Below are 24751 nucleotides of genomic sequence, written 5' to 3'. Positions count from 1 at the left end.
GCCTCAGGCGATTTCCTTCATCACCGACCACAGGTCGGCCTTGCGTTCGAAGCCGATGCCCGGCGAGTCGGGCATCGTCACGCGACCGTCGACGACGGCGCAGTCGTCGGCGAAGCCGCCGAACGGCGCGAAGACCTGCGGATAGGATTCGTTGCCGCCGCATTGCAGGCCGACGGCGATGTTCAGCGCGAACTGGTGGCCGCCGTGCGGCACGCAGCGCCGCGGCGACCAGCCGTGCGCCTTCAGCATCTCGATCGTGCGCAGGTACTCGACCAGCCCGTAGGACAGGGCGGGATCGTACTGAAGGATGTCGCGGTCGGGACGCAGGCCTCCATGGCGGATCAGGTTCCGTGCGTCCTGCATCGAGAACAGGTTCTCGCCGGTGGCGAGCGGCGGGGCGTACTCGGTGGCGAGCGCCGCATGCGCCAGATAGTCGAGCGGATCGAGCGGCTCCTCGTACCAGCGCAGGCCGAAGTCCTTGATGGCGCGGCCGAACTCGATCGCGGTGGTGAGGTCGAACTTGCCATTGACGTCGACCGCCAGGCGCTCGCCGGCGCCGACGATCTTCAGCACGGCCTCGATGCGCTTCAGGTCCTCGGCCAGCGGCACGCCGCCCACCTTCATCTTCACGCAGGAGTAGCCGAGGCCGAGATAGTGCTTCATCTCGTCCTGCAAACCTTCGAGCCCCTTGCCGGGGTAATAGTAGCCGCCGGCGGCATAGACCCACGCCTTCTCGTCGGCCTGGCCGCCATTGAAGCGGTCGGCCAGCAGCTTCCACAGCGGCACCCTCTTGGCCTTGGCGACGGCATCCCAGATCGCCATGTCGAGCACGCCGACGGCGACCGAGCGCTCGCCGTGGCCGCCGGGCTTCTCGTTGGCCATCATCACCGACCAGCACTTCGCCGGGTCGATCAGGCCTTCGGCGTCGAGCAGCGACTCCGGCTTCGCCTGGCTGAGGCGAGGAATAAACCGCTCGCCCAGGAGCCCATGCTGCGCATAGCGGCCGTTCGAGTTGAAGCCGAACCCGACGACGGGCTTGCCGTCGACCATCACATCCGTGACCACGGCCACCACCGAAGCGGTCATCTGGCTGAAGTCGATGTAGGCGTTGGCGATGTTGGAGCGGATGGGCGAGACGATGTCGCGGATGGCGACGATGCGCATGGAAGTGTCCGTGGCTGGAGGGCAGGCGGCGGCTCTGTTTAGAGGTTCTACAGAGGCGCGGGCGCAGCGACCAGCCACCGGAGGTCCGGAATCGATGGCGCAAAACGCAACGGACCGGAACGGGTTCCCCAAATATATCGGCCCTGCATCCTCGAACATCAGGCGCGATTTTGCGTAGTATGGCCCAGATGCAGCTCGATACCACCTCGGCTGCGCCCGGCCGATCCTCCGCCCGCCAGATGCTGCGTGCAGCGACGGCAACGCTTCATGCGGAAGTCGACGCGCGCTTTTCCGGACCTTTCGCTACCGACAGGAATGCTTACGAGGCGTTCCTGACCGTCCTTGCGCGCGCCGTGCTGCCGCTTGAACAGGCCCTCGATCGGGGAGGGGTGGGGCGGCTCCTGCCCGATTGGCGGGAGCGCCGTCGTTCAGAGGCACTGAAGCAGGACCTCGACCTTCTCGGCATCGCCGTGCCGCCTGTGCTGAACGTCAGTGTGACCACGGACGAGGCGCGGCTGTTCGGCCGGCTCTACGTGCTCGAAGGGTCGCGACTGGGCGGGAAACTGCTGGTGAAGCGTGCCGCGGAAAGCGACGATCCGCAGGTGCGCGCGGCGACGCACTATCTCGGCCACGGGGCAGGGAGCGACTTCTGGAGAAGCTTCCTGCAACGTCTGGAGACGTCCGAAGCCGTACTGGAGTCGCCGCAGCGGACCTTGCTCGGTGCGCGCGAGGCGTTCGGCCTGTTCGGCGCGGAACCCGCCCATGTCTGAGGAAAGCCGCGCGACACCGGTCGATCTCGAAAATTGCGAACGTGAGCCCATCCACCTGCTGGGCGCGGTGCAGTCGTTCGGCTTCCTGCTGGCCTTCGACAGCACGCAATGGACGATCACGCGCCTGTCGCACAACGCCGCGGGGTGGCTGGGCGCCGGGCCGCTCGAGTTGATCGGACGGCCGATCGAGAATGTGTTCACGCACGACGCGATCCACCTGATCCGTGGGCAGCTCCAGACCGCGGTTTTCAGCAACGCGGTGGCACGCTCCTTTGCCGTGCCGTTGCTGAACGACGGGCCGGTCTTCGACATCGCCGTGCATGTCGTCGACGGCTCCATCGTCATCGAATGCGAACCCTGCATGCATGAGCAGGGCGTGTCCTCGGGCGCGCTCGTTCGCGCCATGATCTCCCGCCTGCAGCAGGCTTCGGAACTCCGCACCTTCTATCGCGTGGCCGCCCGCGAGATGCGTGGTCTCACCGGCTTCGATCGCGTGATGGTGTATCGCTTCGATCATGACGGGTCGGGCGAGGTGATCGCCGAATCGGCACGCGGCGGCCTCGAATCCTATCTCGGCCTGCACTATCCGGCCTCCGACATTCCGCGGCAGGCGCGCATCCTCTACGAGCGCAACTGGCTGCGCATCATTCCCGACATTTCGGCCCGGCCCGCCGCCGTGGAGCCCGGTCTCATCGATGGCCGGCCGCTCGACCTGTCGATGAGCGTGCTGCGCAGCGTGTCGCCGATCCACATCGAGTACCTGCAGAACATGGGCGTGGGCGCGTCGATGTCGGTCTCGATCCTGCGCGACGGCAAGCTGTGGGGCCTCTTCGCCTGCCATCACTATGCGCCGCACAACGTGCCGTTCGAGCGGCGCACGGCGGCAGAGCTGTTCGGCCAGATGTTCTCGCTGCTGATGGAAAGTCGCGAACGCGACGCCGAATCGCTCTACGAGGCGCGCGCCCGCAAGCTGCACAACCAGCTCGTCACCGTGATGGCGTCGGAAGCGACCCGCTTCGACAGCATCGTCTCGCATCTCGACGAGATCGCCGAGTTGTTGTCCTGCGATGGCATCGGCGTGTGGACGGGCGGGCATGCGACGCTGCAGGGCATGGCGCCGACGCAGGACCAGTTCGCCGGCCTGATCGGTCATCTGACCCGCCGCAATCCTGGCGAGGTGCTGGCCGTACACGAGATTGCGGCCGAGCATCCGCCGGGCCGGGAGTTCGCCGATCGGGCGGCCGGCATGCTGGTGGTCCCGCTGTCGCGGCCGGCGCGGGACTTCCTCGTCTTCTTCCGCAAGGAAGTCGCGCGCTCCGTCAACTGGGCGGGCGATCCCAGCAAGCAGGTCAGTGTCGGCCCGTTGGGCTCGCGCCTCACGCCGCGCAAGAGCTTCGAACTCTGGTGCGAGACGGTTCGGGGACAGTCGATCCCGTGGCAGCCGGTCGACGTGCGCATCGCCGAGGGCCTGCGCGTCAGCCTGCTCGAGGTGATCCTGCGCCTGTCGGCCATCACCGAGGTCGAGCGCAAGCGGGCGCAGGAGCGGCAGGAGCTGCTGATCGCCGAACTCAATCACCGAGTCCGCAACATCCTGGGACTGATCCGCAGTGTCATCTCGCAGAGCCGCGATCCGTCGCTCACGGTCGATGCCTTCACCGAGGTGGTGGGCGGCCGCATCCAGGCGCTGGCGCGGGCGCACGACCAGATCACCGCGGACAATTGGGGCCCGGCATCGTTCCGCGGCTTGGTGGGGGCGGAAGCGGGCGCCTATCTCGGCGGCAGGGCCGCGCGCGTGCGGCTGTCCGGCCCCGAAGTGCTGCTGGAGCCGCAGGGCTTCACGACGCTCGCGCTGGTCATCCACGAGCTGATGACGAATTCCGCCAAGTACGGGGCGCTGAGCGACAGTCGCGGCCATATCGAGATTGGCACCCAGTTCGATGCCGAGAGGAACCTGCATGTCACCTGGACCGAGCATGGCGGGCCGCCCGTTAAGCCGCCGACGCGCCGCGGATTCGGCTCGACGGTGATCGAGCGATCCATCCCCTATGACCTGAAGGGCGAGGCGACGCTCGACTACGAGACGAAGGGCATCCGCGCGACCTTCATGGTTCCGGCCGTCCATGTCCGTCCCGCGCCGGGAGCGGTGGATGAGCCGGCCGAGAAGACGATTCCCGAGGTGCAGGCCACCGAGTTGCCCAAGGACGTGCTGATCGTGGAGGACAACATGATCATCGCGCTCGACGCGGAAAGCGCGTTGCTGCGTGCCGGTATCGCATCGGTCCGCGTGGCGTCGAGTGCCGCACAGGCCCTGAAAGCCATTTCCACGCGCGCGCCCGACTTCGCGCTGCTCGACATCAACCTCGGCCGCGAGACGAGCTTCGAGGTCGCCGAGCAGCTCGCGTCGCTCGGCATCCGCTTCGTCTTCACGACGGGCTACGGCGAGGACATCGCTTTCCCGCCGAAACTGCTGGGCGTCCCGCGCGTGCGCAAACCCTACACCGGCGACGCGCTGCTGGAAGCGATGCGCCTCTAGCCCGCCGCGAAGACGTTGCGGCGGTTCTGGCGGAACAGCAGCCACCAGGCGACCGCGCCGTTCAGCAGGTTCCAGGCGATGCCGTTGATGAAGGCGGCCCGGTAGGAGCCGGTCATGTCGAACAGCACGCCGCCCATCCATCCGCCCAGCGCCATGCCGATCAGCGTCGAGGAAATGGCGAGGCCGACGCGGAAGCCCGCTTCCTTCGGCGGGAAATATTCCCGCACGATGATCGCGTAGGACGGCACGATGCCGCCCTGGAACAGGCCGAACAGCGCCGAGGCGAGGTAGAGCGAGTTCACCGAATCGTCGACCAGATAGAAGACCAGCGCCACGCACTGCAGCGTCGAGCCCAGCAGTAGCGTTTTCACGCCGCCGACCCGGTCGGCGATCCAGCCCGAGGCGATGCGGCTCACGATGCCGAAGCCCAGCATCAGCGACAGCATCTCCGCGCCACGCGCCACGCCGTAACCCAGGTCGGCGCAATAGGCGACGATATGGACCTGCGGCATCGACATGGCGACGCAGCAGCCGATGCCGGCGACCACCAGCACCGCCTGCAGGCCGTTGGGTGACAGGCCGAGCGAGCGCGGCGAATGGATGGCGGCGCCGGCCCCGCCGTCGGCTCCCGTTGTCTCATGCTGCGGCGGCTTGCGGCGCAAGGTCAGGGCCAGCGGGATCATGGCCACGAAGCAGAGCGCCCCCGCGGCCCAGTAGGTCACCCGCCAGCCATGATCAGCGATCATCATCTGGATGATCGAGGGCCAGATCGCGCCGGCGAGATAGTTGCCGGAGGCCGCGATGGCGACGGCGATGCCGCGGCGCTTGTCGAACCAGTGCGAGATGTCGGCCACCAGCGGCGCGAAGGTCGCCGCCGCGCTGAAGCCGATCAGCACCTGAACGGTGGCGAACAGCGGCAGCGAGGGCGTGAACGGCGCCGTCGCGAACCCGATGGCGAGGCCGGTGGCGCTGAGCACCGCGGTGAGCACGATGCCGCGCTTGTCGACCAGCTTGCCCCAGGTGACGCCGCCGGCGAAGAAGCCCAGCGTGTTCATCGTGTAGGCGAAGGAGATGTCGGCGCGGGTGATGCCGAGATCCTGCTGGATCGACGGCAATGCCACGACCAGGCACCACATGCCGATGCCGCCGACCGTGCTCAGGGTCACGCTGGCGGCCAGGCGCCACCAGGCATAGCTCGACTCGACTCCGGACATGATCAGCCGCCGACCGCGCCTTGCGTGTTGACGTAGAGGGCGTAGAGCGAGTGGCTGGCCGCCATGAACAGCCGGTTGCGATGGCGCCCGCCGAAGCAGACGTTGGCGCAGCGCTCGGGCAGGTCGATGTGGCCGATCGGTTTGCCCGAAGAATTGAAGACACGCACGCCGTCGAGTTCGTCCGAGCCCATGCCCCAGCCGCACCACAGGTTGCCGTCGACGTCGACGCGGAAGCCATCCGGCGAGCCGCCCGGTCCGGCATCGATCAGGACCGAGCCCGTGCCCAGCGAGGTGCCGTCGGCCGAGAGGTCGTAGGACAGGATCGTGCGGTGCGGCTCGGCGCGCGAGGCCACGACATAGAGCTTCTTCTCGTCGGGCGAGAAAGCGAGCCCGTTGGGGCCGGGAATGTCGTCGGCCATTACGGCGAGCTTGCCGGTGGTCGGATCGAGCCGGTAGACGGCGGGCTTGTTCTGGCTCTCTTCCTTGTGGCCCTCGTAGTAGCCCAGGAGGCCGAAGGTGGGATCGGTGAACCAGACCGAGCCGTCGGACTTCACGACGACGTCGTTGGGCGAGTTGAGCGGCTTGCCGTTGTAGGAATCGGCCAGCACCGTGATTGCGCCGTCATACTCGAAGCGCACGACGCGGCGGGCATCGTGCTCGCAGGCGATCAGCCGGCCGCGGCGATCGCGCGTGTGGCCGTTGGCGTTGTTCGAGGGCTTGCGGAAGATCGAGACGTTGCCCGTCTCCTCGTCCCAGCGCAGCACGCGGTTATTGGGAATGTCGCTCCACAGCAGGTAGCGCCCGTCGCCGAACCAGACGGGCCCCTCGGACCAGCGGCAGCCCGTGTAGAGCCGCTCCACCGAGGCCAGCACCAGCCGGTACTGGTTGAACGACGGATCGAGCACGCGCACGGCCGGGTCAGGGTAGCGCTCGCTGGGCTGCCACATCTTGGTTTCCTCGTTCTTTGTTCTGGCGCAAAGCAGACGCCGAATTTCGCGCGAGAATGCCCGTCCGGCGCCGCGCGGTCGAGAGACAATGGCTCACCTTTCCGGAACGGGTGTTCCGGGGAGCGGCTTCATGTCTGCCACACCCGCGAATAATTCGTGGGAATGGCAAAGCAGGCCTGTGATATTACCGCCGTACCCGCCCACCGGCGTCGGTGGGCCAACGTCAAGTCAGCAAGCTCTACGGGATGGTTGTGATGAAGCCGACCTTTGTGACCATTGATCGCCATCCGGGCCGCTCCACCCAGACCATCGGTGTGGCGCGCGCGCTCGGGACCGATCCGGATCTCATTCACGAGCCGTCGGTCGGCGTCGTGGGCACCAAAGGCGACAGCCAGTGCTATCTCGGCGTCATGTCCAAGGTCGAAGCGATCCACGCCGAGCTCAAGGCGCGCATCGGCACGGGCGCCAACCAGCTCAAGATGCGCCTGGTCCAGCCCGAATACACGATCGCCACGTCGGACGGCATCCGCAACGGCACGCGCGAGATGCGCTACTCGCTGATCGGCCGCGAAGTCACGCAGGACGCGCTGTGCGAGCATCTGAGCGCCACCGGCCTTGCCGGCACGATCGCGGTCGTGGCCTGCGACAAGCCCCCGGTCGGCACGCTCTCCGCGCTGCTGGAGCACAATCTGCCGTCGATCATCATGTCGGACGGCCCGATCCATCCCGGCAAGGACCCGAACACCGGCGAGGCGCTCGACATCGTGAGCGCCTACCAGGTTGCCGGCCATCCGGATCCCGAGTACCGCCACCACATCGCCTGCCACGCCTGCCCCGGCTACGGCAGCTGCGGCGGCATGTTCACCTACAACACCATGCAGACCTTCATCGGCGTGGTCGGCATGCAGCCGCTGCACATGGTGGCGCCGCCGTCCGACGATCCGCGCCGCACCGGCCAGTTCGCGGCCGAGCTGGTCGATCTGCTGGCAAACCTGATCAAGAACGACCTGAAGCCGCGCGACATCGTCGTGCGCGATTCGATCCGCAACGCGGTGATCGTCTCGATGGCGATCGGCGGCTCGACCAACGTGGTGCTGCACGCGCCGGAAATCGCCCGTGCCGCCGGTTTCGCCGACTTCTGGAAGGACGTCATGACGCCGGAGGAATTCAACTACCTCTCGCAGCATGTCGTGCCGGTGCTGACCGACGCGCGTCCCTACGGGAAGTATTCGATGGTCGACATCGACGAAGTCGGCGGCGTGCAGGTGATCGTGCGCGAACTGCTCGACGCCGGCCTGCTGAACGGCGACGTGCTGACCTGCACCGGCGAGACGCTGGCCAAGCAGGTCGAGCGGCTGGGTGCCAAGAAGGCCGACGGCCGCGTGATCTATCCGGTCGAGAAGCCCTACAAGCCGACCGGCGGACTGCGCATGCTGGGCGGCAACCTGTCGCCGGATTTCTCCGCGATCCTGAAGCTCGCGGGCGTCGAGGGCGGCCTCGAGGACAATCTCTTCCGTGGCCGCGCCCGCGTGTTCGAGGGCGAGGCGGGCCTGCTCAAGGCGCTCGACGAGACGCCGGACACGTTCCAGAACCACGACATGATCATCGTGCGCTACGAGGGACCGAGCGGCGCCCCGGGCATGCCGGAAATGCTCGACCCGACCTCGCGCATCACGACGCTGTGCCGCGAGCGCAACATCGTCGTGGCCCTGATGACCGACGCGCGCTTCTCGGGCGGTTCGGTCGGCCTCGTGATCGGCCATGTCGGTCCCGAAGCGGCGATCGGCGGCCCGATCGGGCTGGTCGAGGAGGGCGACGAAATCGTGGCCGATCTCAATGTCAACGAGCTGAACTGCACCCAGCTTGCCGACTCCGCCACCTACGCCAAGCGCAAGGCGGCATGGGACAAGGTCGTCGCGGCCAATGGCGGCCTGCATCCCAATTGCGGCGCCGCCGATACGCGCCTGCTCCATCGCGCCCGCACCAGCGCGGTTCCGGCGACGCGCGGCGGCGGTCTGCATCCCAACCGCGAGGTCTGGGTGCGCGCGCCGCGCAAGGCGGAGCGGCAGGACTTCAAGTTGCGCAACAAGCACCGCCCGGAGGCCAACAAGTCTTTCTAAGGGCGGGCGAGCTTCGCTGGAATCAAGAACGCCAGGGGATCAAACCTCTGGCGTTTTCATGGGCGCCAGCGGCTTTGCATCTCGGGCAAAGCAACTCACCTCATCCTGAGGAGGTCGCCAAAGCGACCGTCTCGAAGGATGGGCAACAGGCATGGTGCTCGTGCCCACCCTTCGAGACGCTCACTGCGTTCGCTCCTCAGGGTGAGGTGTTGTTAGGGTATCTGACGCGATTAGATTTCGCCCGGAAACCCTAATCGCCCTCGACGCCGTATGCCGCCTTCGCGGCTTCCTGGCTGACCAGGCCGAGCCTGATGTCGCGTTTGACGGCTTCGGGGTCGCGCTTCGCAGGATCGCCGTAACCACCGCCGCCGGGCATCTCGACCACGAGACGTTCGCCGGCGGGGATGGTCTGGAAACCCTTGGCCTTCAGCTCCTGTCCCGAGGCCAGCGAGAGGCGGCCGTTGCCGCCGGGCTTGCCGCCGTCGCGGCCGCGCGCCGGATACTTGACCCGCTCGAAGGTGGCGAAGATGCCGAAAGGCGCGCCCTCGCGATGCTCGACCTCCATCACCTGGCCGAGCCCGCCGCGCTGCTGGCCGGCACCGCCGGAATCCTGGCGGTATTCCTTCTTCCACACGACGACGGGTGCGATGGTCTCGGTGATCTCGACCGGCACGTTGCGCACGCCGGAGGGGAACGGTGTCGCCGACAGTCCGTCGAGCGTCGGCCGCGCGCCGGTGCCGCCGGAATGGAAGGTCGTCACCATGAAGGGTCGGCTGTTGCCGATGGTGCCCGTCATGCCGTGTCCGGCACCGAGCTTCAGGTTCCAGAGGTTTGATGTGCCCTCGGCCGGGACCTGGCCCGGGATCACCTGATGCAGCGCATCGAAGCAGACGTCGGGCAGCATGTGGCCGATCGTGCTGCGCGCGTTCACCGCCGCAGGGTAAAGCGCATTGACGATGGTGTTCTCGGGCGCTGTGACGAGGATCGAGTCGAGCGTGCCGGCATTGTTCGGGATGGTCGGCGCCACGACGCACTTGATGCCGAAGGCGGTGTAAGCCTCGGTGTAGCACATCGGCGAATTGATGCCGTAGATCGACGAGCCCGAGGTGCCGGCATAGTCGACCGCGATATGATCGGCGTGGATGGTGACGGCGGCATGCAGGTCGATCGGCGCGTCGTAGCCGTCGATCCGCATATGGCCCTTCCAGGTGCCGCGCGGCAGCTTCGAGATCGCCGCGATCATGCCGGCACGGCTCTTCTCGATGATGTGCGCGCCCAGCTCGTCGAGCGAGTCGATGCCGTGCTCGGCCATCATGTCGGAGAGCCGCTTCTCGCCGATGCCGTTGCAGCCGACCAGCGCGTGGATGTCGCCCTCGACCTGCACCGGCTCGCGCACGTTGGCGCGCACGATGCGCATCACGCTCTCGTCGATCACGCCCTCGCGCATCAGCGGCAGCAGCGGCAGGAACAGGCCTTCATGGAAGACCTGGCGCCCGTCGGGCGACTGGCCGAGACCGCCGATGTCGACCACGTGCGTGGTGCAGGAGAACAGCGCCACCAGCTTGCCGTCGTGGAAGGCGGGCGAGGTGACGACAATGTCGTAGAGGTGGCCGGTGCCCTTCCACGGATCGTTGGTGATGTAGGCATCACCTTCCTTCATCGTCTCGACCGGGAATTCACGGATGAAATGGATGACGCTGCGCGCCATCGAGTTCACATGGCCCGGCGTGCCGGTGACGGCCTGCGCCAGCATGCGACCTTCGAGGTCGAACACGCCGGCCGAGATGTCGCCGGCCTCGCGCGCGCTGGTCGAGAAGGCGGTGCGCACCAGGGCGCGGGCCTGCTCCTCGACCACCGACAGCAGGCGGTTCCACATGACTTGCAGGCGAATGTCCGCTGGCGTGCTCATGCGCGGTCCTCCAGGACGATCTGGCTCACGGAATTGATGCGGGCGGTGAAGCCCTTCGGCACGACGGTCGTCGTGCCGTCCTCGACGATCAGGGCCGGCCCGTCGAATGTCATGCCGGGCTTCAGCGCCGCACGCTCATGGAGAGCGGTCTTCTCGCGGGCGCCGCTCGCGGGATCGAGCACTTCGCGATGACCCGACGGGGGCGGCGCGGCAGACGTGGCGATGGCCTTCGCCGGCGCCGGCAGTGGCCGGTCGGTGGCGAGCGACAGCGTCCAGGTCAGCGCCTCGACCTCGAGCTTGGGAATGGCCCGGCCGAACACCTGCTCGTAGGTCGCCTCGAAGCGGCGGCGCAGTTCGCCTGCCGCATCGGACGCGAATGGCTCGTTGGGCAAGGGGACTGCGATTTCGTGGCCCTGTCCCCGATAGCGCATGAAGGCCTGGCGGGATTCAACCAGCGTCTCGCCCGGCGCCGCCGGGCGCACGACGGCCTCCGCTTCTGCGCGCATGGTGGCGAACAGCTCGTTCAGCATCTTTGCGTCGAGCATATCGAGCCGCTGATGGCGCGTGCGCACGACCTCGTAGGCGATGGAAGCGCGCAGGAAGCCGAAGGCGGAGCCGACGCCCGCACCGACCGGCACGATGACCTGCTTCATGCCGAGCTTGCGGGCGAGACGTGCCGCATGCAGCGGCGCCGCACCGCCGAACGCGATCAGCGCCCGGTCGGCCGTGTCCTTGCCGTTCTCGACCGCATGCACGCGGGCCGCACTGGCCATGGTCTCGTCGACGATTTCGGCAACGCCGGCCGCCGCGCCCTGGGCATCGGTCCTGAGCGGGCCGGCCAGCGCCTGCAGCGCGGCCTCGGCCTTGTCGCGGTGAAGCGGAATGGCACCGCCCGCGAAGCGCGCGGGATCGAGGCGTCCCAACGCCGTATCGGCATCGGTGACGGTAGGCTCGGTGCCGCCTCGACCGTAGCTCGCGGGGCCGGGCACGCTGCCGGCCGAATCGGGACCGACCTGGATGCGGCCCAGCGCATCGAGGCGCGCGATCGAGCCGCCGCCGGCGCCGATCTCGACCAGTTCGATGACGGGGATGCGCACCGGCAGGCCGGAGCCCTGCACGAAGCGATAGGCGCGGGCGACCTCGAACTGGCGGGAGCGCTGCAGCTCCAGATCGTCCAGCAGGGTGAGCTTGGCGGTGGTGCCGCCCATGTCGAAGGCGACGGCCTTGCGGGCGTCGTTTTCGGCCGCGACCGTGCGCGCGAGGATGGCGCCGCCGGCAGGGCCGGATTCGACCAGACGCACCGGGTAGCGTCGCGCCGTGTCTACCGTGGTGATGCCGCCGGACGACATCATCAGTAGCAACGGCCCGGCGATGCCTTCCTTCTTCAGGTCGGCTTCGAGTTGGCCGAGATAACCCGCCATGCGTGGCAGCACGTAGGCATTGGCGATGGTGGTCGAGGTGCGTTCGTACTCGCGGATCTCGGGACAGACCTCGCAGGACAGCGAAATCGCCACGCCCGGCAGCGCTTCGGCCAGGATTTCTCCGGTGCGACGCTCATGCGCCTCGTTGGTGAAGCTGTGCAGGAAGCAGACGGCGACCGCCTCAATCTTCTCCGCTTTCAATTGCGCGGCGACGCGATGCACCGCCGCTTCGTCGAGCGCCAGCAGCACCGCGCCGTCGGAGGCGACGCGCTCAGGGACACCGAAGCGCAGGTCGCGCGATACCAGCGGCTGCGGCCGCTCCATGTAGATGTCGTACTGCTCGAAGCGGTGCTCCCACGCCATCTCGACGGAATCGCGGAAGCCTTCGGTCGTAACCAGTGCCGTGCGCGCGCCCTTGCGCTCGATCAGCGCGTTGGTGGCCAGCGTCGTGCCATGGACGACGAGCGTCACATCCTGCGGCCGGCATTTCGCCTCGGCCAGGATGGAGCGCACGCCTTCCAGGACCGCGCGTTCCGGCGCGTCGGGCGTCGTCAGTATCTTGATGGAGTGCGAGATCGTGCCGGTTTCCAGCACGACATCGGTGAACGTGCCGCCGATATCGACAGCCAGACGGGATGACATTGTTACTCGTCGATCTTGATGTTGCCCTTGCGCACCACGTCGCCCCAGGTGACGGAATCGCGCTTCAGGAAGGCCACGTAATCGGCCGGGGAGAGAAGGGCCGGGGTGAGGCCGTTCTCGTCGTACTTCTTCCTCACGTCGGGCTGTGCCATCACCTTGGCGATGGCCTCGTTGAGCCGGTCGACGATCGGCTTCGGCGTGCCCGGAGGCGCGGCCAGCCCATACCAGTTCTCCGCCTCGTATCCCTTCACGACCTCGGCGACTGCCGGCGTGTCGGGCAGGACGGGCCAGCGCTCGGGCGAGGTGACGGCCATGGCGCGCGCCTTGCCGCCGCGGATCAGGCCGAGCGTTGCAGGGTCGCCGAAATAGGCATCGACGATGCCGGCGGCGAGATCGTTGAGCGCCGGTCCGGTGCCGCGATAGGGCACGTGGATCATCTTGAGGCCGGACATCTGGGTGAACAGCTCGCCGGCGAGATGCTGGCTGGTGCCGATGCCGCCGGATGCCCAGCGCAGCTCCTGCTTCTTCGCCAGCTCCATGAATTCCGGCAGCGTCTTGGCCGGCAGGTCGTTGCGCACCGCCACGATGAAGGGCATGCGGACCAGCCGCGTGATCTGCGTCAGCGCCGTCGGGTCGTACGGCATCTTGGCGCGCAGATGGGGACCGGCCGTCAGCGTGCCGGCACCAGTGAGCGACAGCGTGTAGCCGTCCGGCGGCGCGTGCGACATCGCCTCGACGCCGATGATGCCGCCGGCGCCGCCCTTGTTCTCGATGACGATGGTCTGGCCGAGTTCCTTCGACAGCGGCTCCATCATGAGCCGTGCCGTCAGATCGACGCCGCCGCCGGGCGGGAAGGGCACGATGATCTTGACCGGCCGCTCGGGATACTTGCCCTGCGCCGAGGCGGCACGGGCGACGAACGGCGACGCGAGTGCCGCGACCAGAAACTGGCGACGAGTGTTACGCAACGGACCCTCTCTTTCGGCGCGCTGTTACAGCGCCACCTTCTTGAAAACCTCGACGAAGCGATCGACGTCCTGCTCGTCGTTGTAGACGTGCGGGCTGATGCGCAGCCGGCCCAGGCGCGGGGCCGCATACACATTCTCCGCCGCGAGCTTCTTTGGCAACTCGTCGGACATGCCCTTGGGGAACTGCAGGCAGATGAGATGCGGCGCGCGCAGCTTGCGGTCGAGGACGCGGACGCCCGAATTGGCGAGGCCGTCGGCCAGCCGGTCGGTCAGCATGCCGAGCCGCGCCACGATCGCGTCGTTGCCCCAGCCCGCCATCATCTCCATGCCCACCGCGGCCATCTCGAGCGTGATGAAGTGGTCGCGCTCGCCCATGTCGTACCGGCGCGCACCGTCGGCATAGGAGAGGTCGCGGAAATAGACCTTCTGCTCGGCGGCCACGCCCTTGCGCGCCGGCGCGGTCTGTTCCAGCGGCACGCCGTTCTGGTTGCGCTTGGCGACGTACATGAAAGCGCGTCCATAGGGCCCCAGCACCCACTTGTAGGTCGGGAAGATCAGGAAATCGGGGTCGAGCGCCTTCACGTCGATGCGCCGGACGCCGGCATCGTGCGTGGCATCGACGAGGAAGGCCGCGCCGTGGCGCCGAGCCGCCTCGGCGATACGCGACAGGTCGAGCGCGCCGCCGTCGGACCAGTGAACGGAAGAGATCGAGACGAGGGAGAGGGGCGCGGCGCCCTTGCGCTCGATCGCGTCCAGTACCGCCGCCGTCCAGTCGCCGTCAGGTGGCTGCTTCACCTGTTCGACCGTGTAGCCGCCCTGTTCGGCGCGGCTCATCCATTCGAGCACCGGTGAGGTATGGTCGTCCTGCAGTACGAGCACGCGACTGCCGCGCGGAAGGCTCATCACCTTGCCGGCGGTCGAGACGCCGTAGCCGACCGAGGGGATCAATGCGACGTCGACGGGATCGGCGCCGATCAGCGCCGCGGCCGCCTTGCGCGCCCGCTCGTACTGGCCGGACATGAAGTCGGTATCGAGTTTCCAAGGCTGTCCCTTGCGACCCACGCCAACGCGCCCTGCTTCCTGGACCGCGAGAGGCAGGGGGCTCCAGGCGGCGGCATTCAGAAAACACACGTCGCGCGGAATGTCGAACAGATGACGCTGGGAGCTGAGCATGGGGACCGCCAGTTTGGACTGGCGGCGAGCCTAGGCGATTGCCGGGCAAAGAAAAAGGACGCCCGTCTCGCGACGGGCGCCCTTTCCTTTTCGATGCGTGCTGATTGCGCGCGGCGTTAGCCGTCGATCGCCTTCTTCACCGCGTCCTTGGCCTTGCCGACGGCCTGCTGCGCTTCGCCCTTGCGCTCCTGAATCACGCCTTCGACCCTCATCTTGTCGCTGTCGACGACCTTGCCGATGCCCTGCTTCACGTTGCCGATTGCCTCGTTGGCGAGACCCTTGGCCTTGTCGGTGGTGCTACTCATGACAGTCTCCTCTTCGATCTGTTTGGTGCCGCTTCAACGCGGGGTCGCCGCGTCCGTTCCGAGAATTCTTGCCGCCTCACCGTTCCCATTTTCGTCGTTGGGAACCGCTCGCTTTTCCTGGCGTTAAACAATTGCGCGCTAGGCGCGGTCGCTCGATCTCGGTGGCCCCCGAACGCGGCGTGTAGCGGTCGACGGCCTCTTCGCGCCCTAGGCACCCATGGCGCGAGGGGAGGATATGTCAGCAACGGATTTCGACTACGGTTCCGCACTCTTCCTCGATCTCGACGGCACGCTGCTGGAAATCGCGGCGACGCCGGAGCTGGTCGTCGTTCCGCCGTCATTGCCCGGGCTTCTGGCCCATCTTCATGCGCTGCTGGGCGGCGCACTTGCGATCGTGAGCGGTCGCTCGCTCAAGACGATCGATCAGCTCTTGCAGCCGTTCACATCCGCGGCGGCGGGAGAGCATGGGGTGACGCTGCGCTTCAGCGACGGGACGGTGGAGGAGATGCCTGCGGGCCTGGCCGTCACGCAGGCTTGGCGCGATTCGCTCGTCGCCGCCACCGAACGCTGGCCCGGCGTGCTGATCGAGCCCAAGCCGCATGGATGCGCCATTCACTATCGTCTGGCGCCCGAGCGCCATGACGATGTCTGGCGCGTCGTGCGAGCACTGGTGCCGGACGATCATCCCTGGTTCCGGCTGATCCCCGCGCGGGAAGCCGTCGAGATCGGCCCTCGATCCACCTCGAAGGGACATGCGGTCGAGAGATTCATGAAGGACGGCGCCTTCAAGGGCCGCCGCCCCATCTTCGTCGGGGACGATTTCACCGACGAGGCGGGCATGAGCGCGGCGCGCCGCCATGGCGGCGAAGGACTGCGCGTGCAGGAGGTCTTCGACGGTGATCCTGCCCAGGTGCGGGCCTGGTTGTCGCGCAATGCAGAGCGTTTGACCGGCGCGCCTGCGACGCAAACGGTCGCGGCGGGAGCGTCGGCATGAGCAGTCTCGATCTCGGAGTCGTCGGCAACTGCTCCATCGCCAGCCTGATCGACCGTAACGGCCGCCATGTCTGGCACGGCCTCGGCCGGCTCGATGGCGATCCGGTGTTCAATGCGCTGCTGGGCGGCAAGGATCCGCAGACCGGCTTCATGGACGTCGTCGTCGACGGCATGAAGGAGAGCCGGCAGCGTTACGTGCCGAACACCGCGATCCTGGAAACCACCATCGATGGCGCCGGCGGCACCGCGCGCATCTGGGATTTCGCGCCGCGCTTTCGTCGCTTCGGGCGCATGTTCCGCCCGCCCATGCTGGTGCGGCGTCTCGAGCCGGTCGCGGGACGCCCGCGCATCACGCTGCGCATGCGTCCAACCTTCGGCTATGGCGCCCACAAGTCCCGGGTTACAGTCGGCAGCAATCACATTCGCTACTATGGCGATGCTTCCGTGCTCCGCCTCACGACCGATGCGTCGCTGAATTACGTGATGCACGAAACGGAGTTTTCCCTCGACCGGCCGCTGACCCTCATCGTCGGCGCCGACGAGAGCATCACCGACAATGTCGACCAGCTCTCGCGCTCGTTCCTGAGCGAAACCGAGGTCTACTGGCAGGGCTGGGTCCGCGATCTCAACATTCCATTCGACTGGCAGGTTGCGGTGATCCGGGCGGCGATCACCCTGAAGCTTTGCAGCTACGAGGATACCGGCGCCGTGCTGGCGGCGCTGACGACGTCCGTGCCTGAGGCGGCCGGCACCGTGCGCAACTGGGACTACCGATTTACCTGGCTGCGTGACGCGTTCTTCACCGTCACGGCGCTCAATCGGCTTTCGGCGACGCGCACGATGGAAAGCTACGTGCGCTTTATCGTGGATGTCGTCGAAACCGGCAGCAGCCGCGGCGAAATCCACAACGTGGCGCCGCTGTTCCCGATCGCGCCGGGAACCGACACGGTCGAGCGCCTGATCGACTCGCTGCCCGGCTATCGTGGCTATGGGCCCGTGCGTATCGGCAACGCGGCGGTGGGCCAGCGGCAGAACGACGTCTATGGCTCCATGGTGCTGACGGCCGCGCAGATGTTCTGGGACGAACGCCTGCCCCGGCAGGGCGACGTCGAGCTTTATCGTCAGCTCTGCGTCGTGGGAAACGAGGCGCACCGCGCGGCGCTCACGCCCGATGCCGGACTTTGGGAGTATCGCGAGCGGGAAGAGGTGCATACGTTTTCGGCGGCGATGTGCTGGGCCGCGCAGCACCGGCTCGGCCTGATTGCGCGCCGGGTCGGCTTCGACGCCGAGTCGCGGGAGTGGCTCGCCAAGGCCGGCGTGCTGCGGCAGGAGATCCTGCAGCGCGGCACCACGTCGGAAGGCTGGCTGTCGGGCGTGCTGGATCGCGACATGGCCGACGCGTCGAGCCTCGTCCTTCCCGAGATCGGCCTGCTGCGGTCCGACGATCCGCGCTTTCACGCCACCCTCGACATGGTCTCGAAGCGCCTCGTGAAGAACGGCTTCCTGATGCGCTACGTCGAGGCCGACGATTTCGGCGCGCCGTCCAACGCGTTCCTGCTCTGCACCTTCTGGTACATCGACGCGCTGGCCAGCGTCGGCCGCCGCGAGGAAGCGCTCGAACTGTTCAACAACGTGTTGTCGCGGCGCAATCACGTCGGGCTGCTGTCGGAGGACCTCGATCCACGCACCGGCGAACTGTGGGGCAACTTCCCCCAGACCTACAGCCAGGTCGGCCTGATCCTGTCGGCGATGCGTCTGTCGCGCAGCTGGGAGGAGGGTTTGTGGCACGCCTCGTGATCGTCTCCAATCGGGTGCCCGTGCCAAAGGCGCGCGGCACGGCGGCTGGTGGCCTCGCGGTCGCCCTGAAGGACCTGCTGACACCCGGTGCGCTGTGGTTCGGCTGGAGCGGGCGGCTGACGGCGGATCCCTCGCCGCAGCCAGCCATCGTCGCGGCGCGCGGCGTGACCTATGCGACCGTGGACCTGACGCCGGACGCCTATCGCGGCTTCTATGTCGGCTTCGCCAATGGCGCGCTGTGGCCGCTGCTGCACTTCCGTCTCGGGCTCATGCATTTCCGCCGCGAGGACTACCAGGGCTATCTCTCGGTCAACCAGTCCTTTGCCACGTCGCTGATGCCGCTGCTGCAGGGCGACGACACCGTCTGGGCGCACGACTATCATCTCATTCCCTTCGCCCGCCTGCTGCGCAAGCAGGGGTTCGCCGGACGCCTGGGCTTTTTCCTGCACGTCCCCTTCGTGCCGCCGTCAATGATCGAGGCGATGCCGGTGGCGCGCGAACTGGTGGCCGATCTCTGCGCTTACGACCTCGTGGGCTTCCAGACCGAGGAGCATGCCCGCGACTTCCGCGACTGCGCGCAGCGGATGCTGGGTGCCACGGTGGACGGCGAGTGGATCCGGCTTGCCGGTCGCCGGGTGCGGGCCTTCGCCGACCCGATCGGCATCGATGCGCAGGCGTTCGCACAGGACGCCGAAAGGGCGGAGGGTGACAAGGAAGTGCTTCGGGTTGCCGAGAGCCTGTCGAACCGCTTTCTCGCCATCGGCGTCGATCGCCTGGATTATTCCAAGGGACTTCCGCACCGCTTCGAGGCGTTCGGCCGGCTGATCGAGAAGCACCCCGAGCACAAGCGCAAGATCCACTTCCTGCAGATCTGTCCGCGCTCGCGCGAGGAGGTGGACGAGTATCGCAAGCTGCGCACCGAGCTGGACCGGCTGGCAGGCCGCATCAATGGCCGGTTCTCGGAGTTCGACTGGACGCCGCTGCGTTACTCGACGCGGGGCGCGCCGCGCTCGACCCTGGCGGGCCTTTACCGCCTCGGCCGGATCGGCGTGGTCACGCCGCTGCGCGACGGCATGAACCTCGTCGCTAAGGAGTTCGTCGCCGCGCAGTCGGACGAGGATCCCGGCGTGCTGGTCCTGTCGCAGTTCGCCGGTGCGGCGCAGGACCTGACGGAAGCGCTGATCGTCAATCCGTTCGATCCCGACGCCATCGCCGACGCCATGCATGTGGCCCTGACCATGCCGCTGTCGGAGCGTCGGGAGCGGCATGGGGTATTGAAGGAAAAAGTGATGCGGACGACGGCGGAAGCCTATTGCCGGCGCTTCATCGACGCTCTCGAGGCGCCGGCCTTCGCGCGCGCCGCCTAGGAAAGCGCCTCAGGAAACCAGGCCGAAGGCCGCCGGATAGACGATCAGGCCGTCGTCGCCGTCGAGTGCGCCGGGCACCAGCTCCAGCGCCATGAAGGACTCGCCTTCGAACGGTGCATCGAGGCCGCTCGCCAGTTCCGCCGAGAAGCCGAAGCGCGGATAGAATTCAGGATGGCCGAGCACCACGACGGCCTGCCACTCGCGGTGGCGCGCCAGCTCCAGTCCGGTTTCCACCAGCGCGCTGCCGATGCCCGAGCGCTGGCGCGCCGGGTGAACGCTCATCGGCGCCAGCGACAGGGTCGGCACGGCATCGTCATCGACCATCACCGTCAGCGCGCTGAACAGGATGTGGCCGACGATCATGCCGTCGTCGATCGCCACCAGTTCGACGGCATCGATGAAGGCCTCGCGTAATTCCTCGACCAGTCCGCCCTCGAACGTCCCGCCGAAGGCCAGGTCGTTCAGGGCGCGGATCGCGGGATCGTCCGCCGGTTCGCGCTCGCGGATCACCACATCGTGGCCGCTGCCCGGCCCGGCCATTCGCGATCGTAGGTTTCGCCGCCCACCCGCTCACCGCTCAGCGCGGCCAGGATCTGGCCGGCGCTCGGCAGCGACTTCGGATCGACATGCCGCGCCGGATTCCAGAGCTCGGAGCGGACCAGCGCCCGCGCGCACTGGAAATAGATCGCGTCGACCTCGATCACGGTGACCGACCGTGGCGCCCTTTCCTCGACGGCGAACGACGCCAGCAGGTCCGGTGCGACGCTGAGATGGGCGCGGCCGTTGACGCGCAGCGTGTTGCCGACGCCGGGGATCATGAACAGCAGGGCGACGCGCGGGTCGCGCACGATGTTGCGTAGCGAATCGATCCGGTTGTTGCCGCGCCGATCGGGCAGCATCAGCGTCTTCTCGTCATGCACCCGCACGAAGCCCGGCCGGTCGCCGCGCGGCGAGCAGTCGAGCCCCTCGGGGCCGGACGTTGCGAGGGCGGCATAGGGCGAGGCCTCGATGTAGGCGCGATAATGCGGGGTGATCCAGTTCACCTCCTTTACGGTAGCGGCCTCGAGAGGCCGCCCGTAGATCGCCTCGAGCTCGGCTTCCGTCTTCAGGATGTCCGACATGCTGCTACGCCCACTGCGCGGGAGACGTGCCGAGCGGTTCGGCGGGTTTGGCATAAAAGGCCGGTGTCTCGCCGAGCTGCACCACCGGCTTCAGGTGTCGCAGCCGGCCGAGCGGGCCGACGCTTTCGGTGAGGAGGGGCAGGAGCAGCTCGTCGGAAAGCTCGGCGGCGCCTTTCGTGGCGTCGACCGTGCCGAGGTTCGCCAGCCAGTGCGCGACCTGGACCAGCGACACGCGGACCTGCCAGGAGCCGCCCTGTTCGACCCGGCGGGCCAGCGCCACCAGCGCGCCCAGCGCGCCGAGGTAGCCCGCGATGTAGTCGAGGGCCTGGACCGGCAGGTTGCGTGGCTTGGCGAGCGAGGCCTGCGTCGCGGCGAGGCCGGTCACGTTCTGGACGATCGAGTCGAAGCCGCGCCGTGATGACCACGGGCCTTCGTGGCCATAGGCGCAGAGGCTGACGCAGACGATGCCGGGCCGCAGCGCCGCGACCTGCTCGGGCGAGAAGCCGCGCGCGGCCAGCGTGCCGGGGCGATAGCCCTGGGTGAAGATGTCCGCGTCTTTGAGCAGCGTCTTCATCGTCTCGACGCCGGCGGGCTCGCGCAGGTCGATCCAGGCACAGCGCTTGCCGTGACCGGTGTCCATCAGCAGTTCGGCCTGATAGGGCAGGTGCGGCGCTGCGACGTGCAGTACGTCGGCGCCATTCTCCGCCAGCACGCGGCCGCTCGTGGGGCCGGCCAGCACGCGCGTGAGATCGAAGGCGCGAATGCCCGACAACGGCCGGTCGCCCTTGGGCAGCGGCTCGGCCGGCGAGTCTCCGATCTTCACGATGTCAATCAGTGGCAGCTTGGCGATGGCGACGCCGTGCGGATGGGCGTTCCATTCCTCGCGGCTGCGCGTCAGGCCGCCGACGCAGCCGCCATCGGCAATCGCCTGCTCGATCGCGAGTCCGTCCCACTTGGCGACAGCGGCCGCGAGCGCCTCGCGCGTGTCCCCCTCGGCGCCGGCGATGCGCAACGCACCCGCTCGATGGTGCGGGTGGTTGGTGTGGATGAACATGTGCCGCCCGTCGCGCGTCGGATAGTGGCCGGACAGCGGATCCCACGAGACCGGCCGCTCGCCGTTGCGCAGCACATAGGTGTTGGAACGCAGCGATGCGGTCGCTGCGTTGAGATCGACCGCGACCGACTGCGGCTTGCCGGTCTTCAGCCGCCACAGGTCGGAGACGGCGAGGCCCACGGCGCCCAGCGCCGCGGCACCGGCCGTACCGACACGCCAAGGCGTCTGGAAGACCGGATCGCCGTCGCCGGTGATCGTGAGCCGGTCGTCCGCCCGTTTGGCGCGGCCGAGCTGGCCCAGGATCGAATGGGCGAGGTCGGTGTTCACTTCCCGCCCGCCATGATCCTGGTCAGCAGCGCCATGAACTCGTTCGGGCAGGTGATGTGCGGATTGTGGCTGGTGTCGAGCTCATGACAGGTCCAGCCGGCCTCGCTGCGGGCACGGTCGGCGAACTGGCGGAACGGGTCGCCGGGGCCGTTGCGCGTCGCATAGATGTAGTCGCGCGGCGGCAGCGGCTCCTTGGATTCGAGCTTGATGCGCTGTTCGAAAGTCTTGATCGGCTGCGGCCGGCGGCGAGGGCTGGCCCACGCCACATCCTCCGGCGACGTATCCGGCGGCATGGGGTTGACGGGTAGCTTCCAGCCGTCGCCGTCCTTCTCTGCGCCCTTGCGCATGTTGCCTTCGGCCTTGGGGCCGACGAGGTCGAACAGGCTCTGGCCGTCGCGCGGCGCGAAGGCGTCGATGTACACGATGCGTGCGAGACGGCTGCTGATTCGGTCGGCGACACCCGTAGCCACCATGCCGCCGTAGGAATGGCCGAACAGGACCACGTCGTTCAGGTCCTCGAACTCGATCTCCGCCACGATGTCCTCGATATGGGTCGAGAGATCGACGCTGGGGGAGGCGAGATGGGCCCGGGCGCCCAGGCCGGTATAGGTCGGGGCGAAAAACTGGTGACCGGCCTCCTGCAGCAAAGGTCGCATTTTCTTCCAGGCCCAGGCGGCCGACCATGCGCCATGCGCCAGAACGATATTTGCCATGCCCCTACCTCCCGCTGGCGAACCAACATTTTCAGTGCTACTACGAATTACTCTCAATGAGCAGCCAATCAACCATAGCACTTGGCGCCGCCCGCGTGGGCTTCCGTGGCCGCATACATGCCATCGCGGCGGGACGCGTCGCCGCAGGCATGCCGGCGCCGGAACTCGAACGCCGCCTGATCGAGCTGGGCTTCGTCGAAGGCGCCGATGTCGAGGTGCTGCACCAGGGGCTGTTCGGCCGCGATCCCATCGCCGTGCGCGTCGCCAACACCACGATCGGCCTGCGTCGCCGCGAGGCGATGGCCATTCTCGTCGAGGTCGGAGCCTGACCGTGAGCGCCTCTTCCTCTGCCGCGCTGCCTGTCGTCGCGCTGGTCGGCAATCCCAATTGCGGCAAGACGGCGCTGTTCAATGCGCTGACCGGCAGCCGGCAGAAGGTCGCCAACTATCCCGGCGTCACCGTCGAGAAGAAGGTCGGGCCGCTGACCACTCCGGCCGGCCGCGCGGTGCGCATCGTCGACCTGCCCGGCACCTATTCGCTGCGCGCCCGCTCGCCCGACGAGGAGGTGACGCGCGACGTCGTGCTCGGCCGCATCCAGAACGACGTGATTCCCGACCTGATCGTGTGCGTCGCCGATGCCTCCAACCTGCGTCTGGCGCTGCGGCTCGTGCTCGAGCTGAAGCAGGTCGGGCGCCCCGTCATGCTGTCGCTCAACATGATGGACATCGCGCGCAAGCGTGGCATCGAGATCGACACCGAGAAGCTCGGCAAGGAACTGGGCCTGCCGGTGGTGACGTCGGTCGCCGTGCGCCGTGGCGGCACCGATGCCTTGCTGGCGGAGGTCGATCGTCGCCTCGTCGCCGCGGAAGGCGCCAGCCGGACCCTGTGGACCGTGCCCGACGCGGCCGCGCTGCGCAGCGCCCAGCGCGAGGCCGACCGCATCCTGGCAGCGGTGGTGACGGGCCAGGGCCGGCCTGACAGTCTCACGACCCGCGCCGATGCCGTGCTGCTGCACCCGGTCGGGGGCCTGCTCATCCTGCTCGGCATCCTGTTCGTGATGTTCCAGGCAGTCTTCGCCTGGGCACAGCCGGGCATGGATGCGATCGAGGCGGGCTTCCATTTTCTGGCTGCCCTCGTCGAGCGGCTGCCGCTGCCCGATCTGCTGAAGAGCTTCCTCAAGGACGGGCTGATCGGTGGCGTCGGCAGCGTGATCGTGTTTCTGCCGCAGATCGTGATCCTGTTCTTCTTCATCCTCCTGCTGGAGGATCTTGGATACATGGCGCGCGCGGCGTTCCTGATGGATCGCATCATGGGCGGCGCCGGCCTGCATGGACGCGCCTTCATCCCGCTGCTGTCGTCCTTCGCCTGCGCCATCCCGGGCATCATGTCGACCCGCGTGATCGACGACCGGCGCGACCGGCTGACCACCATCCTGGTGGCGCCTCTGATGACCTGCTCGGCGCGCATCCCGGTCTACACGCTGATCATCGGTGCGTTCATCCCGGACCGCGATGTCTGGGGCTTCGTCGGCCTGCAGGGGCTGGTGATGTTCGGCCTCTACACGCTCGGCATCGCCAGCGCGCTTGCCGTGTCGTTCGTGGTCAAGCGGCTGATCTGGCGCGGCCAGCCGGGCGAGCCGTTCATGCTCGAGCTGCCCGACTACAAGCTGCCGCAGCTGAAGAGCCTGGCCATCGGCCTGTGGACGCGCGCCACCATCTTCCTCAAGCGCGCGGGCACCATCATCCTGTCGATGATGATCCTGATCTGGGCGCTGGCCTCGTTCCCGCAGCCGCCCGAGGGCGCGACGGAGCCGGCGATCAACTACAGCCTGGCCGCCCGGATCGGCACCGCCATTCAGCCGCTGACCGAGCCGCTCGGCTTCAACTGGCAGATCAACGTCGCGCTGATCCCCGGCATGGCGGCGCGCGAGGTCGCGGTCGGCTCGCTGGGCACGATCTACGCGATCAGCGGCGGCGAGGAGGCCACCGACAAGATCGCCCAGGCACTGAGTTCCCAGTGGAGCCTCGCCACGGCGCTGGCCTTCCTCGCCTGGTACGTGTTCGCGCCGCAGTGCGCGTCGACGCTCGCCGTGATCCGCCGTGAGACCGGTGGCTGGCGTTGGCTGTGGGTGACGTTCTTTTACATGCTGGCGCTGGCGTACGTGGCGGCCTTCCTCACGTACCGGATCGCGGTGGCGTTCGGCGGAGGGTAGC

20 protein-coding genes are annotated in these 24751 nt (G+C 67.6%); 8 read left to right on the top strand and 12 right to left on the bottom strand.

The annotated features are described in order from the left end of the window. Positions 1-3 precede the first annotated feature (3 nt). Positions 4-1164 (bottom strand): mandelate racemase/muconate lactonizing enzyme family protein, encoded by a 1161-nt coding sequence (locus KQ910_RS01055; RefSeq protein ID WP_216956186.1) that lies wholly within the window; start codon positions 1162-1164, stop codon positions 4-6. Positions 1165-1343: 179 nt separating this feature from the next. On the opposite strand from KQ910_RS01055, the gene KQ910_RS01050 reads away from it, so the two are divergent. Together KQ910_RS01050 and KQ910_RS01045 are read left to right on the top strand one after the other, a co-directional pair. After that, positions 1344-1934, top strand: coding sequence for a biliverdin-producing heme oxygenase (locus KQ910_RS01050; protein WP_216956184.1), 591 nt, complete (start codon positions 1344-1346; stop codon positions 1932-1934). Continuing rightward, positions 1927-4467: an HWE histidine kinase domain-containing protein gene (locus KQ910_RS01045; RefSeq protein ID WP_216956182.1), complete on the top strand. Its 2541-nt coding sequence runs from the start codon at positions 1927-1929 to the stop codon at positions 4465-4467. The genes KQ910_RS01050 and KQ910_RS01045 overlap by 8 nt, the downstream gene beginning before the upstream one ends. Here KQ910_RS01045 and KQ910_RS01040 read toward each other — a convergent pair. After that, a complete protein-coding gene (locus KQ910_RS01040; protein ID WP_216956180.1) occupies positions 4464-5681 on the bottom strand; it encodes an MFS transporter in 1218 nt (405 codons plus the stop codon). The genes KQ910_RS01045 and KQ910_RS01040 overlap by 4 nt on opposite strands. A 2-nt stretch (positions 5682-5683) precedes the next feature. Next, positions 5684-6628, bottom strand: a complete 945-nt coding sequence (locus tag KQ910_RS01035) for an SMP-30/gluconolactonase/LRE family protein (RefSeq protein ID WP_216956178.1) — start codon at positions 6626-6628, stop codon at positions 5684-5686. 254 nt (positions 6629-6882) lie between these two features. On the opposite strand from KQ910_RS01035, the gene KQ910_RS01030 reads away from it, so the two are divergent. Next, on the top strand, positions 6883-8748 hold the full coding sequence (locus KQ910_RS01030; RefSeq protein WP_216956175.1) for a dihydroxy-acid dehydratase domain-containing protein: 1866 nt from the start codon (positions 6883-6885) through the stop codon (positions 8746-8748). Positions 8749-8998: 250 nt separating this feature from the next. On the opposite strand, the gene KQ910_RS01025 is transcribed toward KQ910_RS01030, so the two are convergent. The 5 genes from KQ910_RS01025 to KQ910_RS01005 all read right to left on the bottom strand — a co-directional run bounded on the left by KQ910_RS01025 (position 8999) and on the right by KQ910_RS01005 (position 15166). Beyond that, the gene (locus tag KQ910_RS01025) at positions 8999-10657 is read right to left on the bottom strand and encodes a hydantoinase B/oxoprolinase family protein (RefSeq protein WP_216956172.1); all 1659 of its coding nucleotides are present in this window, start codon (positions 10655-10657) and stop codon (positions 8999-9001) included. Then, positions 10654-12720, bottom strand: a complete 2067-nt coding sequence (locus KQ910_RS01020) for a hydantoinase/oxoprolinase family protein (protein WP_216956169.1) — start codon at positions 12718-12720, stop codon at positions 10654-10656. The genes KQ910_RS01025 and KQ910_RS01020 overlap by 4 nt, the downstream gene beginning before the upstream one ends. A gap of 2 nt (positions 12721-12722) precedes the next feature. After that, positions 12723-13688, bottom strand: a complete 966-nt coding sequence (locus KQ910_RS01015; RefSeq protein WP_216956166.1) for a Bug family tripartite tricarboxylate transporter substrate binding protein — start codon at positions 13686-13688, stop codon at positions 12723-12725. Positions 13689-13712: 24 nt separating this feature from the next. Continuing rightward, positions 13713-14861: an aminotransferase class V-fold PLP-dependent enzyme gene (locus KQ910_RS01010; RefSeq protein WP_216956163.1), complete on the bottom strand. Its 1149-nt coding sequence runs from the start codon at positions 14859-14861 to the stop codon at positions 13713-13715. Positions 14862-14977: 116 nt separating this feature from the next. Next, positions 14978-15166: a CsbD family protein gene (locus tag KQ910_RS01005; protein WP_216956160.1), complete on the bottom strand. Its 189-nt coding sequence runs from the start codon at positions 15164-15166 to the stop codon at positions 14978-14980. 235 nt (positions 15167-15401) lie between these two features. On the opposite strand from KQ910_RS01005, the gene otsB reads away from it, so the two are divergent. From otsB to KQ910_RS00990, 3 genes are read left to right on the top strand one after another with little or no spacing between them, the layout of a single operon-like run. Continuing rightward, positions 15402-16160 (top strand): trehalose-phosphatase, encoded by a 759-nt coding sequence (otsB, locus tag KQ910_RS01000; RefSeq protein ID WP_216956158.1) that lies wholly within the window; start codon positions 15402-15404, stop codon positions 16158-16160. Next, complete coding sequence (locus KQ910_RS00995) at positions 16157-17956, top strand: glycoside hydrolase family 15 protein (RefSeq protein ID WP_216956155.1); 1800 nt, start codon at positions 16157-16159, stop codon at positions 17954-17956. The genes otsB and KQ910_RS00995 overlap by 4 nt, the downstream gene beginning before the upstream one ends. Beyond that, positions 17941-19323, top strand: a complete 1383-nt coding sequence (locus KQ910_RS00990) for an alpha,alpha-trehalose-phosphate synthase (UDP-forming) (protein WP_216956152.1) — start codon at positions 17941-17943, stop codon at positions 19321-19323. Before KQ910_RS00995 ends, KQ910_RS00990 begins: the two co-directional genes overlap by 16 nt. Positions 19324-19332: 9 nt before the next feature. Here KQ910_RS00990 and KQ910_RS00985 read toward each other — a convergent pair whose 3' ends face one another. From KQ910_RS00985 to KQ910_RS00970, 4 genes are read right to left on the bottom strand one after another with little or no spacing between them, the layout of a single operon-like run. Beyond that, positions 19333-19863 (bottom strand): GNAT family N-acetyltransferase, encoded by a 531-nt coding sequence (locus KQ910_RS00985; RefSeq protein ID WP_216956149.1) that lies wholly within the window; start codon positions 19861-19863, stop codon positions 19333-19335. Further along, the gene (locus KQ910_RS00980; protein WP_216956147.1) at positions 19830-20444 is read right to left on the bottom strand and encodes a pyridoxamine 5'-phosphate oxidase family protein; all 615 of its coding nucleotides are present in this window, start codon (positions 20442-20444) and stop codon (positions 19830-19832) included. Before KQ910_RS00980 ends, KQ910_RS00985 begins: the two co-directional genes overlap by 34 nt. 4 nt (positions 20445-20448) lie before the next feature. Further along, entirely contained in the window at positions 20449-21825 is a 1377-nt protein-coding gene (locus KQ910_RS00975; RefSeq protein ID WP_216956145.1) for a CoA transferase, read from the bottom strand. Further along, positions 21822-22538, bottom strand: coding sequence for an alpha/beta hydrolase (locus KQ910_RS00970; protein ID WP_216956143.1), 717 nt, complete (start codon positions 22536-22538; stop codon positions 21822-21824). The genes KQ910_RS00975 and KQ910_RS00970 overlap by 4 nt, the downstream gene beginning before the upstream one ends. Positions 22539-22594: 56 nt before the next feature. Between KQ910_RS00970 and KQ910_RS00965 the strand changes: the two genes are divergently transcribed. After that, positions 22595-22867, top strand: a complete 273-nt coding sequence (locus KQ910_RS00965; RefSeq protein WP_216956140.1) for a FeoA family protein — start codon at positions 22595-22597, stop codon at positions 22865-22867. Between the two features lie 2 nt (positions 22868-22869). Next, entirely contained in the window at positions 22870-24750 is a 1881-nt protein-coding gene (gene feoB / locus KQ910_RS00960; protein WP_216956137.1) for a ferrous iron transport protein B, read from the top strand. Position 24751 lies beyond the last annotated feature (1 nt).

Source organism: Reyranella humidisoli (genome assembly GCF_019039055.1).
GTDB classification, from domain to species: Bacteria; Pseudomonadota; Alphaproteobacteria; order Reyranellales; family Reyranellaceae; genus Reyranella; species Reyranella humidisoli.
The sequence above is the reverse complement of the archived record's forward strand: the minus strand, read 5'-3'. Positions and strand labels throughout refer to the sequence as shown.